The sequence below is a fragment of the Anaeromyxobacter sp. SG66 genome (assembly GCF_022690805.1).
GTDB lineage: Bacteria > Myxococcota > Myxococcia > Myxococcales > Anaeromyxobacteraceae > Anaeromyxobacter > Anaeromyxobacter soli.
In genome coordinates this window covers 24,605-39,080 of sequence record NZ_JALCZC010000018.1, presented here as the reverse complement: position 1 = coordinate 39,080, position 14,476 = coordinate 24,605, and the positions used below count along the sequence as shown (strand labels likewise).

Annotated in this window: 16 protein-coding genes; 2 read left to right on the top strand and 14 right to left on the bottom strand. The window is 73.0% G+C overall.

The window, feature by feature from the left end; translation table 11 throughout:
* Positions 1-2: 2 nt before the first annotated feature.
* Genes gatA through MNZ39_RS07895 form a run of 4 tightly spaced genes read right to left on the bottom strand, consistent with a single transcriptional unit; the run spans position 3 to position 3,544 of the window.
* Positions 3-1,478 carry an Asp-tRNA(Asn)/Glu-tRNA(Gln) amidotransferase subunit GatA gene (gatA, locus tag MNZ39_RS07910; RefSeq protein WP_242337108.1) on the bottom strand — a complete coding sequence of 492 codons (1,476 nt, stop codon included), beginning with the start codon at positions 1,476-1,478 and terminating at the stop codon, positions 3-5.
* Positions 1,475-1,762, bottom strand: coding sequence for an Asp-tRNA(Asn)/Glu-tRNA(Gln) amidotransferase subunit GatC (gene gatC / locus MNZ39_RS07905; protein ID WP_242337105.1), 288 nt, complete (start codon positions 1,760-1,762; stop codon positions 1,475-1,477). The genes gatA and gatC overlap by 4 nt, the downstream gene beginning before the upstream one ends.
* A gap of 7 nt (positions 1,763-1,769) precedes the next feature.
* A complete protein-coding gene (locus MNZ39_RS07900) occupies positions 1,770-2,111 on the bottom strand; it encodes a zf-TFIIB domain-containing protein (protein ID WP_242337102.1) in 342 nt (113 codons plus the stop codon).
* Between the two features lie 5 nt (positions 2,112-2,116).
* Entirely contained in the window at positions 2,117-3,544 is a 1,428-nt protein-coding gene (locus MNZ39_RS07895) for a zinc-ribbon domain-containing protein (protein WP_242337099.1), read from the bottom strand.
* A gap of 194 nt (positions 3,545-3,738) precedes the next feature.
* Between MNZ39_RS07895 and MNZ39_RS07890 the strand changes: the two genes are divergently transcribed.
* On the top strand, positions 3,739-6,516 hold the full coding sequence (locus MNZ39_RS07890; protein WP_242337096.1) for a DNA translocase FtsK: 2,778 nt from the start codon (positions 3,739-3,741) through the stop codon (positions 6,514-6,516).
* A 28-nt stretch (positions 6,517-6,544) separates the two neighbouring features.
* Here MNZ39_RS07890 and plsY read toward each other — a convergent pair whose 3' ends face one another.
* The 7 genes from plsY to MNZ39_RS07855 all read right to left on the bottom strand — a co-directional run bounded on the left by plsY (position 6,545) and on the right by MNZ39_RS07855 (position 11,427).
* Positions 6,545-7,156, bottom strand: a complete 612-nt coding sequence (plsY, locus tag MNZ39_RS07885; protein WP_242337093.1) for a glycerol-3-phosphate 1-O-acyltransferase PlsY — start codon at positions 7,154-7,156, stop codon at positions 6,545-6,547.
* Complete coding sequence (locus MNZ39_RS07880) at positions 7,153-7,563, bottom strand: DUF2752 domain-containing protein (RefSeq protein ID WP_242337089.1); 411 nt, start codon at positions 7,561-7,563, stop codon at positions 7,153-7,155. Before MNZ39_RS07880 ends, plsY begins: the two co-directional genes overlap by 4 nt.
* A complete protein-coding gene (locus tag MNZ39_RS07875) occupies positions 7,560-8,699 on the bottom strand; it encodes a YIP1 family protein (RefSeq protein WP_242337086.1) in 1,140 nt (379 codons plus the stop codon). Before MNZ39_RS07875 ends, MNZ39_RS07880 begins: the two co-directional genes overlap by 4 nt.
* A gap of 68 nt (positions 8,700-8,767) precedes the next feature.
* A complete protein-coding gene (gene nuoK / locus MNZ39_RS07870) occupies positions 8,768-9,070 on the bottom strand; it encodes an NADH-quinone oxidoreductase subunit NuoK (protein WP_242337083.1) in 303 nt (100 codons plus the stop codon).
* 3 nt (positions 9,071-9,073) lie between these two features.
* The gene (locus tag MNZ39_RS07865) at positions 9,074-9,586 is read right to left on the bottom strand and encodes an NADH-quinone oxidoreductase subunit J (protein ID WP_242337080.1); all 513 of its coding nucleotides are present in this window, start codon (positions 9,584-9,586) and stop codon (positions 9,074-9,076) included.
* Between the two features lie 3 nt (positions 9,587-9,589).
* Positions 9,590-10,915 carry an NADH-quinone oxidoreductase subunit NuoF gene (nuoF, locus tag MNZ39_RS07860; protein WP_242337078.1) on the bottom strand — a complete coding sequence of 442 codons (1,326 nt, stop codon included), beginning with the start codon at positions 10,913-10,915 and terminating at the stop codon, positions 9,590-9,592.
* Positions 10,912-11,427, bottom strand: a complete 516-nt coding sequence (locus tag MNZ39_RS07855) for an NAD(P)H-dependent oxidoreductase subunit E (RefSeq protein WP_242337075.1) — start codon at positions 11,425-11,427, stop codon at positions 10,912-10,914. Before MNZ39_RS07855 ends, nuoF begins: the two co-directional genes overlap by 4 nt.
* A 98-nt stretch (positions 11,428-11,525) precedes the next feature.
* Between MNZ39_RS07855 and MNZ39_RS07850 the strand changes: the two genes are divergently transcribed.
* Complete coding sequence (locus tag MNZ39_RS07850; RefSeq protein WP_374109397.1) at positions 11,526-12,269, top strand: TIGR02266 family protein; 744 nt, start codon at positions 11,526-11,528, stop codon at positions 12,267-12,269.
* A 41-nt stretch (positions 12,270-12,310) separates the two neighbouring features.
* On the opposite strand, the gene MNZ39_RS07845 is transcribed toward MNZ39_RS07850, so the two are convergent.
* The 3 genes from MNZ39_RS07845 to MNZ39_RS07835 form a co-directional block, all read right to left on the bottom strand.
* Positions 12,311-12,748, bottom strand: coding sequence for a GNAT family N-acetyltransferase (locus tag MNZ39_RS07845; protein WP_242337068.1), 438 nt, complete (start codon positions 12,746-12,748; stop codon positions 12,311-12,313).
* 114 nt (positions 12,749-12,862) lie between these two features.
* Complete coding sequence (locus MNZ39_RS07840; protein WP_242337065.1) at positions 12,863-13,150, bottom strand: HU family DNA-binding protein; 288 nt, start codon at positions 13,148-13,150, stop codon at positions 12,863-12,865.
* Positions 13,151-13,310: 160 nt separating this feature from the next.
* Positions 13,311-14,447 carry a hypothetical protein gene (locus tag MNZ39_RS07835; protein WP_242337062.1) on the bottom strand — a complete coding sequence of 379 codons (1,137 nt, stop codon included), beginning with the start codon at positions 14,445-14,447 and terminating at the stop codon, positions 13,311-13,313.
* Positions 14,448-14,476 lie beyond the last annotated feature (29 nt).

Here is a 14,476-nt window from a genome sequence, read left to right as displayed (position 1 = left end):
GGTCACACCTCCGGCGCCGGCAGCGGCCCCGCCTCGCGCTCCAGCGCGCGCGCCGCCCGGAGCAGCGTCGCCTCGTCGAACGGGCGCCCCACGAGCTGGAGCCCCACCGGCATCCCGCTCTCGCGCTCGACCCCGCACGGCACCGAGAGGCCGGGGAGCGCGGCCAGGTTCGCGGTGATGGTGAACACGTCGGCGAGGTACATCTGCAGCGGATCGGCGGTCTTCTCGCCCAGGCGGAAGGCGACCGTGGGCGCGACCGGGCCGGCGACCACGTCGCAGGCCCGGAACGCCTCGTCGAAGTCTCGCCGGACGAGGGTGCGGACCTTCTGCGCGCGCAGGTAGTAGGCGTCGTAGTAGCCCGCGCTGAGCGCGTAGGTGCCGAGCATGATGCGGCGCTTCGGCTCCGCGCCGAACCCGCGCTCGCGCGTCTCCGAGTACATCTCCTTGAGGCCGCGCGCCTCGCCCGCGCGGAGCCCGAAGCGCACGCCGTCGTAGCGGGCGAGGTTCGAGGAGGCCTCCGCGGGGGCGATGAGGTAGTAGGCCGCGATGCCGTAGCGCGAGTGCGGCAGGGAGACGTCGACGAGCGTCGCGCCGAGCCGCTCGTACCGTGCGAGCGCCTCGCGCACCGCGCGCTCGACCCCGGGCGCGAGCCCTCCCGCGAGCCACTCGCGAGGCACGCCGATGCGCAGCCCGCGCGCGCCGCTTTCGAGGCCGGCGAGGTAGTCGTCCACGGGCCGGGTCGAGGAGGTCAGGTCGCGCGGGTCGTGGCCGGCGATGGCCTGGAGCAGGAGCGCCGCGTCGCGCACGGTGCGGCCGAGCGGGCCGACCTGATCGAGCGAGGAGGCGAAGGCGATGACGCCGTAGCGCGAGACGCGGCCGTAGGTCGGCTTCACGCCCACCGCCCCGCAGAACGCGGCCGGGAGCCGGATCGAGCCGCCCGTGTCCGTGCCGAGCGTCCCGTACACCTGCCGTGCGGCGACGGCCGCGGCGCTGCCGCCCGAGCTGCCGCCGGGCGTGCGCGCGAGGTCGTACGGGTTGTGACACGGCTTGAACGCGCTGTTCTCGTTCGACGAGCCCATCGCGAACTCGTCCATGTTGAGCTTGCCGACGACCACGGCGCCGGCCTGCTCGAGCCGCTCGACGACGGTGGCGTCGTAGGGCGGGACGAAGCCCTCGAGGATCCGCGACGCGCAGGTCGTCTCGACGCCCTTCGTGAGGAAGATGTCCTTGAGGGCGATGGGGACGCCGTCGAGGGGCGAGCGGCGCGCCCCCTTCGCCGCGCGCGCGTCGGCGGCCTCCGCGGCCGCGCGGGCGCGCTCGGGCGTCGTGCGGAGGAACGCCCCGATCCGGCCGTCGGTCGCGGCGATGCGGTCGAGCGCGGCGGCGACGAGCTCCCGCGACGAGGCGCCCCTCCCCGCGAGGAGCGCGCTCGCGTCGGCGAGCGAGAGGGACGTCAGCTCCGTGGACGGCGCGCTCACTCGATGATCCTCGGCACGACGAAGAACGTGTCCTCGCGGGCGGGCGCGTTCGCGAGCGCCTCGTCGGGAAGGAGGCCGGGGCGGACCTCGTCGGCGCGGAGGGGCACGCCCTCGGCGAGGGCGTGCGTCATCGGCTCCACCCCCGACACGTCGAGCTCGGAGAGCTGCGCGACGTGATCGAGGATGGCCGAGAGCTGACCAGCGAAGGTCTGCTCCTCTTCCGGCGAAAGCCGGAGCCGCGCCAGCGCCGCGATGCGCCGGACCTCGTCGAGCGTGAGGGCCATGTCGCGCCTAGACCGGCTTCTTCGTCTCGGGCTTGAACCAGTTCAGGATCGAGGCCATGACGCCCTTCGACTCGGGCTTCTCGAGGTGGCTCAGCTCTCCCTCGTCGAGGAAGACGCCGTTGCAGGAGAAGCACACGTCGACGTCCACCCCGCGCAGCCGCACCTCGTGCATCTGCATCCCGCACTTGGGGCAGCGCATCCAGTGCAGCTCCTTGAGCCGCTGCAGCTCGGCCGCCTCGGTCTGCTTCTTCACCTGGAGGGCGAGCCTGCGCTTCTTCTCCGCGTCCTCGCGGACGAAGTACTCGTCTTCGGTGGTGGACGGCTTCCCAGGGGTTCCGCGATCCGGCATGTCGGTCATCTCCTCAGCTCGGCGATGGCGTTGCGCGCGACGGCGGCCTCTTCGCCGTCGGGGTGCTCCGCCAGGTATCTCTCGTAGCAGCGGATGGCGTCCGCGTCCCGTCCCTGCGCCCGGTACGCCTCGGCGAGGCCGAGGAGCGCGTCCGCGTGCGACGGGACGAGCTTCAGCGCGCTCTCGAAGCTGGCCGCGGCCGGGGCGTAACGAGACAGATCGAGATAGCACAGCCCCCGGCCCGTCAGGGCCGCGACGTTCTCGGGATCGTCCGAGACGAGCCGGCCGTAGAGCTCGAGCGCACCGGTGGCATCGCCTCGCGCGCGGAGCCGCCCCGCCTCGGCGAGGAGCGCCTTGGGGCCGCGGGGGCGCGCCGGCTTCGCCGCCGGGGCGGCCTCTGCCGAGGCAGGGACCACGGCGGCGGGCGCCGCCCCGGGCGCGAGGACGGCAGGCGTGGCGGAGGGCGAGAGCTCAGGGCCCGGGGCAGCCGGTGAGCCAGCAGGGCGTCCGTCCGCGTGGGCGGCTTCAGCGGGAGGCGCGGGCTCGGGGGCGCGCCCGGCTGGCGCTGCGGAGGGGTCGGCCGCTGGTGTCGCCGCCGCGCTCGCCGTCGGGGTAGCGGGCGCGTCCGAGGGCGCGGTCGGAGTCGCAGACGGGGTCGCGCTCGCGGTCGCGGTCGGGGTTGAGGTCGCGGTCGCGGTCGCGGTCGGGATCGTGGTTTCGGTCGGGCCGCGCCCCAGGACCCCGCGCACCATCCGTCCCATCCTGCCCGGGACGAGCGCGTAGGCCCCGGCGCCCGCGGCGACCGCCAGGAGCGCGACGAGGAGAGCGGCGCGCAGGCCCCGGCGGCGAGGCCGCGCCGACGGCTCGGCCGCGCGTGCCTCGCTCGCTCGCGCCGGCCACGTGAGCTCTCCGGGCGGGGGGAGCGGCAGCGCAGGCGGCGGAAAGCCGGAGGGCGGCGGTGGCGGCACGCGCGTGGGCGGGCGCGGCGTCTCGACGGGCGTCGCTCGAGCGCGCTCCGCCTCCGCCACCACCGAGAAGAAGCTCGAGAGCTCCTCGATCTCGCCGAGCCGCCTCCAGGAGTCGCCGCCGGCCGAGATCTCGTCCTCGCGCGCGACCTTCCCCTCCACGATCCACTTCTGGACGGTCGTGAGCTCGCGGCAGGTGAGCACGGCACCGCCGGGGCGCCTCACGCGCCACTCTCGCGCGCTGCTCCGCGCTGCGGCCGAGGCGGTCGCGCCGGGCGCGGCCGCGCTCGCCGGCATGGGCGCGAAGTCGAGCTCGCCGGGCTTCACCGGCACGGTCACCACGAGCTCCTTCTTCTTCACCCTGAAGAGGTGCCCGCAGTTGGTGCACTGGACCGCCAGCCCCGACGGCGTGATCTGCTCGTCGTCGAAGACGTACTGGGCCTTGCAGCGCTCGCAGCGGACGTCCATGGCGCTCCGAAAAAGTCGCGAGTTCCGCGGATTTTACGCGAGGTTTCGCCGTCCGCCGAAAAATTGACCCCCGGGGTCACCCCGATATCCTCGGCTGGACGGGACCTCGTCCGTTCGAGGCGGGCCCGGGTGCGCCCGCGTGGCAGCACCGCGGCGCGGGCGTTTCACGGAGCGAGGGGCAGGTGGTCGCGCGCATGGGCAAGGCCAGGTCCAACCGTCGTCTTCCCGAGAAGGAGCGCCCGAAGAAGGGCGATCGGAAGGCGGAGCCGCGCGGCGGGGCGCAGAAGGCGCCGCGCACCGGGATGGCCCGCGACGTCGGGGCGGTGGTGCTCCTCGCCCTCGCGGCGACGAGCGGCCTCGCCCTCGCGACCTACTCGTCCCTCGACGGCGCGCTCATCGCGCGCGGCATGGCCCCCTCGAACCTCGTCGGCCCGGTCGGGCACAGCCTCGCCGCGGCCGTCTACGGCGTGCTGGGGTTCTCCGCGCTCGTCCTGCCCGTCGCGCTCGGGGCCGCCGCCTGGCGGCTCTTCCGCGGCGCGTCGCCGCGGCTCTCCATCGTCTCCGCGGTCGCCTACGCCGTCCTCACGCTCTGCGTGGCGACGCTCGGCCACCTCGCGCTCGGCGCCCACGTCGTCGCGTCGTTCCCGGCGGGCGGCGCGGTGGGGCGCGCGCTCAGCGCGAACGCCGAGGGGCTCCTCTCGACCTGGGGCAGCGCCATCGTCGTGACCGCCACCGGCGTCGTCGCCCTCATCGTGGCGGCCGACGTGAAGCCGCAGACGATCGGCGGCTTCCTCACCGACCTCGCGCGCGGGCTGTTCGGGTTCGCGTCGGACCGGGTGGCGGCCGCGGTCGAGGAGCACCGCATCGCCGTCGCCGAGCTGCGCGCGGACGAGGAGGCCGACCGGAAGCGCCGCGCCGGCGAGGAGGCGCTCGCGGACGCCGCCTCGGTCGAGGCGGATGACGACGACTCGCGCGAGGAGGCGCGCGCCGTCGCGACCGCGCTCGCCATCGAGCACGCGCGCCGCACCGGGTTCGAGGATCCGGCCTGGGTGAGCGGCCTCGCCGCCCCGGCCCCCGCCGAGGAGCCGGAGCCCGCCGAGCCCCCGGCCCGGAAGCGCCGCAAGGCGCGCGAGGAGCAGGAGCCCGCCGCGGCGAAGGCCGCTGCGGTGGTGGAGCTGCCGGCCGCCGAGGCCGCCGCGCCCGAGCCGCTGCCCGAGCCGCCGACGCCGCCCGCCCGCCCGGAGATCATCGTCTCGCAGGCGATGCTCGAGCGCGGGAAGAAGAAGGACAAGAAGAAGGAGGTCCCCGCGTTCGCCTTCACCAAGGCGGGCGACGTCTTCAAGCTCCCCTCGGCGGAGATCCTCGACGCGCACGAGGAGAAGGCCAAGGCCGTCGACGAGCAGGCCCTCACGCGCGTCGCCGACGTCATCGTCGCGACGCTCGAGCAGCACGGCGTCGACGGCGTCATCAAGCACATCCGGCCCGGCCCGGTCGTGACGCTCTACGAGTTCTCTCCGGTGGCGGGCGTGAAGCTCGCCCGCATCGAGAACCTCGACAAGGAGCTCACGATGGCGCTCAGCGCCACGCGGATCCGCATCATCGCGCCGATCCCGGGCAAGGGCGTGGTGGGCATCGAGGTCCCGAACCGCGACCGCGCCACGGTCTACCTGCGCGACATCCTCGAGTCCGAGGCGTTCGCCTCCGCGGGCGGGTTCATGCCGCTCGGCCTGGGCAAGAACATCGAGGGCATCCCGTATTGCGTGGATCTGCAGCGGATGCCGCACCTCCTCATCGCCGGCACCACCGGCTCGGGCAAGTCGGTCGGCCTCAACACCATGATCTGCTCGCTCCTCTACCGGCAGACGCCGGCGGAGGTGCGGATGATCATGGTCGACCCGAAGATGACGGAGCTGTCGCTCTACGAGGACATCCCGCACCTGCTCCTCCCGGTCGTGACCGATCCGCAGAAGGCCGCCCGGGCGCTGCAGTGGGCGGTGGACGAGATGGAGCGCCGGACGCAGGTCCTCGCCGACACGGGCTCCAAGGACCTCAAGAGCTACAACGGCAAGGTCGAGAAGCTCCGCGCCGAGAGCCGCACGTTCGAGGAGAAGGACGCGCCGCCGCCCCGGAAGCTCGTGGTGGTCGACGAGGTCGCCGGCGAGACCGAGGAGGAGGCCGCCGCGCGCGCGGCGGCCGCCGAGGCCGCGCCGGAGCCCGTGCTCGCGAGCCCCGAGTTCGAGGATCCCACTGCGCCCCCGCCGGCGGACCCGGTGGCGGCCCGCGACGAGAAGAAGCTGCCGCAGAAGCTGCCCTACATCGTGGTGGTCATCGACGAGCTCGCCGACCTCATGATGACCGCGCCGCGCGAGGTCGAGATCTCGCTCGCGCGCCTGGCCCAGAAGGCGCGCGCGACCGGCATCCACCTCATCGTCGCGACGCAGCGCCCGTCGACGGACGTCATCACCGGGATGATCAAGAACAACTTCCCGGCCCGCATCAGCTTCCGGCTCGCCTCGCGCCACGACTCGCAGACCATCATCAACGGCCCGGGGGCGGAGGCCCTGCTCGGCGACGGCGACATGCTCGTCTTGACCGCCACGCAGCCGGTCACGCGCGTTCAGGGCGCCTTCGTCTCCGAGGAGGAGCTGCAGCGCGTCGTCGAGTTCCTCAAGGAGCAGGGCAAGCCGGTCTACGACGACTCGATCCTCAAGACGCGCGAGGGCGGCGGGGATGGCCGCTACGACTCCGACGACGACGACCCGGTCTACGACCAGGCGCTCGACCTCGTCTCGCGCATGGAGGAGGTCTCGGTCTCGAAGCTCCAGCGCGAGATGCGCCTCGGCTACAACAAGGCCGCGAAGATCATCGAGCGCATGGAGCGCGAGGGCGTGGTCGGCCCGGCGAACGGCGTGAAGCCTCGCCAGGTGCTCATCCGGCCGGTGGGCGAGGTCTCGCCGATCCCGAACGTGTAGCGCGGCGCGCGCGGGAAGGCCGCGGCGCTCAAACGCGCATCCGCTTCTCCTCGCCGCGCACGAGCCGCCCGATGTTCTCGCGGTGGCGCAGCACGATGAGCGCCGCGAGGGCGACCCCCGCCCAGCTCACCGGGCTCGCGGGGCCGTGGAGCGCGAAGGTCACGATCGCGCAGACGGCGGTGCCCGCGAGCGAGCCCACCGAGGAGATGCGCGTCGTCCCGTAGGCGACGAGGTACGCGACGACCCCGCCGAGCGCGGCCCACGGCGCGAGCACGACGAAGATGCCCAGCCCGGTCGCGACGCCCTTGCCGCCCTTGAACCCGAGCCACACCGGGAAGAGGTGGCCGACGAAGGCGGCGAGCGCCACGAGCACGGTGAAGAGCTCCGCCCGCGGCGTGCCGGCGAGGAGCGCCCGCGCGACGAGGATGGGCACGATGGCCTTCGCCGCGTCGAGGAGCAGGACCAGGACGCCCATCTTCTTGCCGCCGGCGCGCGCGACGTTCGTCGCGCCGATGTTCCCGGAGCCCACGGTGCGCACGTCGACGCCGAGCACCAGCCGGCCGAGGAGGACGCCGAACGGGATCGAGCCCGCCAGGTAGCCGGCGACGACGAGCAGGACGCCGAGCGCGCTGTGGCTCACGAGCCGATCTCCCGGAGGACGAGGTACGCCCAGTTGACGAACAGCGCGAGCACCCCGAGCGCGACGGCCCCGCGGGCGAGCCGCTCGGAGGGCACCGGCAGCGGCGCGCCCAGCGCCGCGCGCGACAGGTCGAGCGCGGCGAAGAGCCAGGCGGCGGCGGCGAGCGCGGCGCCGAGCGGGCTCGCGGCGATCGCGCGGCCGAGCTCGCCGTGAGCCAGGTGGACGAAGGCGTGCGTCATGCCGCAGGTGGCGCACGGGATGCCGGCGAGCCCGCGCAGCGGGCACACGAAGGGCAGGGAGAGGAGGGGCAGGAAGCGCGCCGCGAAGAACGAGAGCGCGCCGATCACCGCGAACACCTCGGCGTGCCCGAACCGCGCCGTCCGCTGCCAGCGCACCGCCTCCGTCACAGGCTCACCGAGTGGCCGTGCCCGCCCTGCAGCATGCCGCCGAAGCCGAGGCCGATCGCGGCGCAGCACGAGCAGACGAGCACGAGCAGCACGGGCGAGAGCACCGCGAGCGTGGACTTCCCGGGCCCGCAGCGCTGGGTCTCGCCGAGGCCGATGATCATCGCGACGACGCCCCACACGAGCGCGAGGAACCCGCCGCAGCCGGGCACGATGAGCAGCACGTTGAGGCCGAGCGCGTAGCCGACGGCGGTGAGCGTCGCGCCGAAGCCGCGCGGCGCGCCGCGGACGAGCAGCAGGATCCCGTGGACGATCGCCGCCCACAGGTAGACGCCGACGAGCGCGGCGAGGGGCGCGAGCACGATCTGCGCGATCGTGGACGCGCCGGACATGCTCTCGACGTACATGCGCACGTAGCGCGCCTGCTCCTCGGGCATGTTCTCCGCCACCGACTCGAGCATCTCCGCGACGCGGCTGCCGGTCGCGAGGCTGTAGAGCCCCTGGAACAGCGTGCCGACCGTGTAGGCGATCACCGCGAAGAGCACCGCGCTCCCCGGCTGGTCGACGCGCACGCGCCGGAAGAAGGCGCCCGGCTGCGTGGCGACGAGCTTCAGGGTCTCGACGAAGGACGAGAAGATGCCGCGCTGCCGCCGCTCGGCGAACGGCGCGGACGCCTCCGGTCCCTGCGGTCCAGGCGGAACCCCCGGCGGCGGCCCCCAGCCACCCGGCGGCGGCGGGCCCCATCCCCCGGGCGGCGGCCCGTAGCCGCCCGGCGGCGGGCCGGGCGGAGGCGGTAGCTCCGGACCTCTGCCCGCCGCCTGCTCGGGCGGCAGGGGCGGTGCGCCCCACACCGGCTGCTTGGACGTGCGCGCCCAGGCCGGCTCGGGCGCAGGGGCCTCGGGGGAGGGCGGCGGCGGCTCCCGCGGCACCTCGGGGGCGGCACCGGCACCTGCCGGCGCCTCGCTCGCAGGAGCGGGGGCCTCGGGCTGCGCCGGCGCCGCGGGCGGCGGCTCGACGGCCGAGGGCGGCGGCGCGTTCGGATCGGCGAGGAGCAGCTCCGCGCCGCAGTGCGGGCAGATCTGGCGGCCGAAGCGGTCGGTCTGGAACGTGCCCTGGCACCGGGCGCAGCGAGCGATCATGCCGCGAGCTTACCGCGGCGCGCGCCGGGGCGGTGAAAGTCGGCCGAGACGCCGTCAGGGACCGACGCTCACTCGCGCAGCGCGCGGACCTCGTCCACGTTCACGCTGCCGCGGGTGCGGTAGATGGCGATGACCACCGCGAGCCCGACCGCCGCCTCCGCCGCCGCGACCGCGATGACGAAGAAGGCGATGGCGTGCCCGCCGATGTTCCCCGACTGCCGCGCGAACGCGAGGAACGTGAGGTTCGCCGCGTTGAGCATCAGCTCGACGCTCATCATCACGATGAGCGCGTTGCGCTTCAGGAGGACGCCGGAGAGGCCGATGGTGAAGAGGACCGCGGCGAGCCAGAGGTACCAGGTGACGGGGACCATGGCTCAGATCCTCTCCTTCGCGACGACGACCGCACCGACGATGGCGACGAGGAGCAACAGGCTCGTCACCTCGAAGGGCAGCAGGAACTCGGTGTAGAGCACCTGCCCGACCGCCTTCACCGTGCCGAAGCGGTCCGGCTGGGCGAGCGTCGACATGGCCGCGTCGGGCACGCGGGCGATGGCGGAGGCGAGCACGGCGAGGAGCGAGACCGCGCCGAGCACGCCCACGTACTGCATCGCCCTGCGGCGCTCGCGCTGCGGGTGCTCCTCGTCGAGCGACAGGAGCATGATGACGAACAGGAAGAGCACCATCACCGCGCCCGCGTACACCAGGATCTGCATGAACGCGATGAGGTGCGCGGCGAGGAGGACGTAGAGCCCGGCCATGAAGAAGAAGGCCGCGACGAGGTTCATCGCCGCGTACACCGGGCTCCGCGCGACCACCACGCCGAGCGCGGTGACGACGAGGGGGATGGCGAAGATCCAGAAGCAGACGAGCTCGGCCGTGATTTGCATCGCCTAGTACCTCACCCCGCCCACCACCGCCGGGCGAGAGGACTGATCGAGACCCCAGCCGTGGTCGCCGTACGGGCAGCGCCGCTCCTCGACGTGGCGCAGGAACTCGTCGCGGAACTTCTTCACGAACGACTGCACCGGCATCGAGGCGGCGTCACCGAGCGCGCAGATGGTCTGCCCGCCGATGTTGCCCGCCACCTGCTCGAGCTTGGCGACGTCCTCGGCGGTGGCGTGGCCGTGCTCGATCTTCTCGACGATGCCCTCCATCCACGAGGTGCCCTCGCGGCAGGGGGTGCACTGCCCGCAGCTCTCCTCCGCGTAGAACTTGGAGATGCGGGCGAGCGCGCGGACCATGCAGGTCGAGTCGTCGAACACGATGACGCCGCCGGAGCCGGACATCGAGCCGGCCGCCTTCACCGCGTCGAACTCGAGCGAGATGTCGATCTCGTCGCCGCGCAGCACCGGGGAGGAGGAGCCGCCGGGGATGACGGCCTTGATCTTCCGGCCGCCGACGACCCCGCCGCAGTCCTCCATGATGAGCTTCTTCAGGTTGTAGGCGACCGGCTTCTCGAAGACGCCCGGCCGGTTCACGTGGCCGGAGACGCCGAAGAGCCGGGTGCCGCCCGACTTGCCCACGCCGAGCGCGGCGAACGCGTCGCCGCCGTTCGCGACGATCCAGGGGACGTTCGCGATGGTCTCGACGTTGTTGATGATGGTGGGCTTGCCCCACAGGCCGACGATCGCCGGGAACGGGGGCTTGAGGCGGGGGTAGCCCTTCTTGCCCTCGAGCGACTCGAGCAGGGCCGACTCCTCGCCGCAGATGTACGCGCCCGCGCCGCGGTGCACGACGATCTCGAGGTCGAAGTCCTTCTTGCCGAGGAGCCGCGAGCCGAGGATGCCGGCCGCGCGCGCCTCCTCGACCGCCGCCTCGAGGATGCGCGCCTGCTTCGCGAACTCGCCGCGGATGTAGACGTAGGCGGCGTGGATGTCGAGCGCGTAGCAGGTGATGGCGATCCCCTCGATCAGCATGTGGGGATCGTGCTCGATGATGTAGCGGTCCTTGAACGTGCCCGGCTCGGACTCGTCCGCGTTCACCGTGAGGTAACGGGGACGGACGTCCTTCGGGAGGAACGTCCACTTGAGCCCGGTCGCGAAGCCGGCGCCGCCGCGGCCGCGGAGGTTCGACTTCTTCACCTCGTCGACGACGGCGGCGGGCTCCATGCCGAGCGCCTTGTCGAGCGCGGCGTAGCCGCCGTCCGCGCGGTAGGTGCGCAGCGCGGCGGAGTCGGGCTTCCCCCAGCGCTTCGTCAGGATGAGCGTCTCGCTCACTCGAGCCTCCCCAGGATCTCCTCGACCTTCTTCGGGTCGAGCCGCTCGTGCATCTCCTCGTCCACGAGCATCGCCGGGGCGGTGCCGCAGGCGCCGAGGCACTCGACCTCGCGCAGCGTGAAGCGCCCGTCCGACGAGGTGCCGCCGTTCGCGACCCCGAGCTTGTGCTTGAGGTACTCGAACAGCCGGTCGCCGCCGGTGAGGCAGCACGAGACGTTCGTGCACACCTCCACGAGGTGGCGGCCGATCGGCGCGGTGTGGAACATCACGTAGAACGTGGCCACCTCCTCCGCGCGCGCCGGCGAGGTGCCGAGCCGGTCGGCGGCGAGCCGCTGAACCGCGGGGGAGAGGTAGCCGAAGACTTCCTGGCCGAGGCGGAGGGCCGGCAGCATCGCCGCGGCCTTTCGATCGGGCGGGTAGCGACGAAGGACCTCCGCGAGCTCACGGTCGAAGTGCTCGACCTTTTCCCGCGGCAGTTCTTCGGCCGTCCCGACGAGTGGTGGATTCGTCATAGAGGTCCGATGAAGGCAGGGCGTAAAGCGCGGGCGAGGCTAGTGAGCACATGTAAGATTGTCAAGGAGATCCGCCGCTGTATACTCGACCGCTCCGGATGGAAATCGGTCGAGAAAAGCGTCGCGATCCCCGCGTCCCGCTCGTGCTCCGTGTGGATTATCCAGGCATGCAGCAGGCCGTCCGGGACGTCACGGAGAACGTGTCGGCCGGCGGGCTCTTCATACGCACGGATCGGTCCCTGCGCGAGGGCGATCGCGTCCCGCTGCAGGTGAGCTTCCCCGGGCTGCTCGAGCCCGTGGAGGTCGAGGTGGAGGTCGTGCGCACGCGCGCCGCCGCCAAGGACCAGCCGCGGGGGGTCGCGGTCAAGATCCCCATCGACCGGGTGGACGACCGGCACAAGCTCGCGCGCATCGCCGAGACCGCCCGCACCGGCAGCGGCAAGGCGAAGCGCACCTACCGCGTGCTGGTGGTCGAGGACAACGCGCGGGTGGTCGAGATGTACCAGTACGCCCTCCGGAAGCTCCGCTCGGAGGGGGACGGCGTGGACGTCGCCGTCGAGTACGCGCCGAACGGCCACGAGGCGCTGGCCCGGCTCGTCGAGCCGCCCCGCGTCGACCTCGTCATGGCGGACCTGTACATGCCGGTCATGGACGGCTTCACGCTCGTCGAGCGGATGCGGGCCGATCCGGCGCTGGCCGGGACGCCCATCGTCATCATCAGCGCCGGCGGGCCCGACGCGCGCGACCGCGCCGCCGAGCTCGGCATCGACGTGTACCTCCAGAAGCCGGTCCAGTTCGCCGACATCATCGCGACGGTCCGCACGCTGCTGCGGATCCGCTGAAGGTCACGACCCTCGCCTGATCCGGCCTCGCGGCACGGCGCTCACGGCACGAGCCGCTTGCGCATCACCACGTGCGGGATGCCGGCCTCCTCGAAGCGCTCGCCGGCGCGCGCGTAACCCGCCCGCGCGTAGAACGCCTCGACGTAGCACTGGGCGTGCAGCTCGATCTCGGCGAGCCCCTCGGCGCGCGCCCGCTCCTCGAGCGCGGCGAGGAGCTGCTCGCCCACGCCCAGGCGGCGGTGCCCGCGCTCCACCGCCATGCGCCCGACGCGCCCGACGCCGCCCGCCTGCCGCACGAGGCGGCCGGTGCCCACGCAGCGCGCGCCCTCGAGCGCGACGACGTGGAAGGCCGCGTCGTCGTGCTCGTCGCGCTCCAGCTCGACGGGCACCCGCTGCTCGCCGACGAACACGTCGTGGCGCAGCGCATACGCCTGCTCGCGCAGGGCCGGGGTGTCGGCGGGGACGACGACGACGCTCATCGCTGCTCTCCCTCGGGGCGGCGCCCTGGGTTCACGACAGGTGATGACCGGAAAAAGCGACGCCCGCCGAGCCGCAGGGCCAGGCGGGCGCCGAGGACCTCGATCGAGGAAGGGCTACTTCTTGCCCTTCTTGTTGAAGATGTCCTTCAGGCCCTTGGCGGGCGTGATCTTGATGGCGGTGCGAGCCGGGATCTTGATCTGCTCGCCCGTCGCCGGGTTGCGGCCGATGCGCGCCTTGCGATCGACGAGCTTCACCGCGCCCAGGCCGCCGAGCGGGATCTTCCCCTCGCCCTTCAGCCGCTTCGTCACGACCTCCTCGACCGCCGTGAACACCTGACGGACCTGGGCCTTCGACAGCTGCGCGCCCTCGGCCACCGCCTGGAAGAACTGAGCCTGCGTCATGTTGGAAAGCCCTCCTGTCGACCGCCCGCCCAGGGCGGCGAATGGCTCGGAGATATCGCTTCCCGATCCCCCCGTCAACTTCACGCCGTCACGATCGGCCTGAAAAACGGGCCGATCGTGACGATCGATCCCGCTCCAGGGAGGGAGCCGTGCCACACCCTCAGCGGAAGGCGGCGACGATCTCGAAGACGATGAGGAGGATGATGGCGAGCTCGAGGAGCTCGCTCCGGCTCGTGTCGGCGGCGTCGCCGATGAGGTCGTTCACCTCGGCGAGGAGCCGCTGCTTGCGCAGGACCGTCTCCTGCCAGGCCGGGAGCCGGAAGCGGCGGACCGCGCTCTGGTAGAGCCGCGCGAGGTAGAAGTCGCCCACGATTTTCACTGCATTTTCGAGCCTTTCCACCATCTCGGAGAGCTCGAGCAGGAGGGCGGCGGTGCGGCGCTGCAGGCCGCGGTACCGGCGGGTGAAGATGTTCGCGACCGGGCTCCCGCCCCGCTCGATCTCGTCGTAGATGAGGTGCAGCTCGCGGTCGAGGAGCGCGTCGTAATAGCGCAGCTCGAGCAGGTGGGCGGTCGCGAACTCCAGCAGGTCGGGGATGTCCTCCACCCCCGAAGGCTCCACCACGAGCGCGCTGTTCCAGTGCACCACCGCGAGGTCGTCCTCCAGGTAGGTGTAGTGGTGGGAGAGCACCTCCTGGCGCTCGGCGGTCGAGAGGCGGACCGGGCTCGTCTCGCCGAGGAGCAGCTCCGCCACGGGGGCGCTGGCGAGCAGCTCCTGGGCGCGGAGGGGTCCGTCCGCGAAGCGGCGCACGAAGAAGATCTGGTAGCTCTCGAGGCCGTCCCAGCGGTGCGGCCGCTCGAGCGCGCCGCCCAGGGCGCGGCAGAGCTCCTCCGCCTCGCGCCGCGCCCCCTGGTCGATCTCCGGCGGCGGCGAGACGAACAGCTCCTCCGCGAGCCCGACGAGCTCCTCGAGCGCGGTGCCGGGCGCGATGGGCAGCTTGTAGAGGATCGAGACGACGCCGTAGTCGAAGACGTGCGCGCTCGCCTCGGCGGTGCGCGCGCCGCGGGAGCGGAGCGGGGCCTCGCGCGCGCCGAGCGCGACGCGCAGCGGTGGGCGCGGCAGCTCGAGCGCGGTGGCGGACTGCGCGCCGGTGAGGCGCGCGCGCGACTTGGGCGCCGCCATCGCCACCTCGACGGCGCGCTCCGCGGCGGCGAGGTCGATCGCGTCCGCGACGTCGAAGAGGCGGTACACGTGGACGCTGCCGTCCGCGATGACGAAGCGCTCGGGGTTCGCCGCCATGCGCGCCCGAGCTTATGCACGCTCGGGCC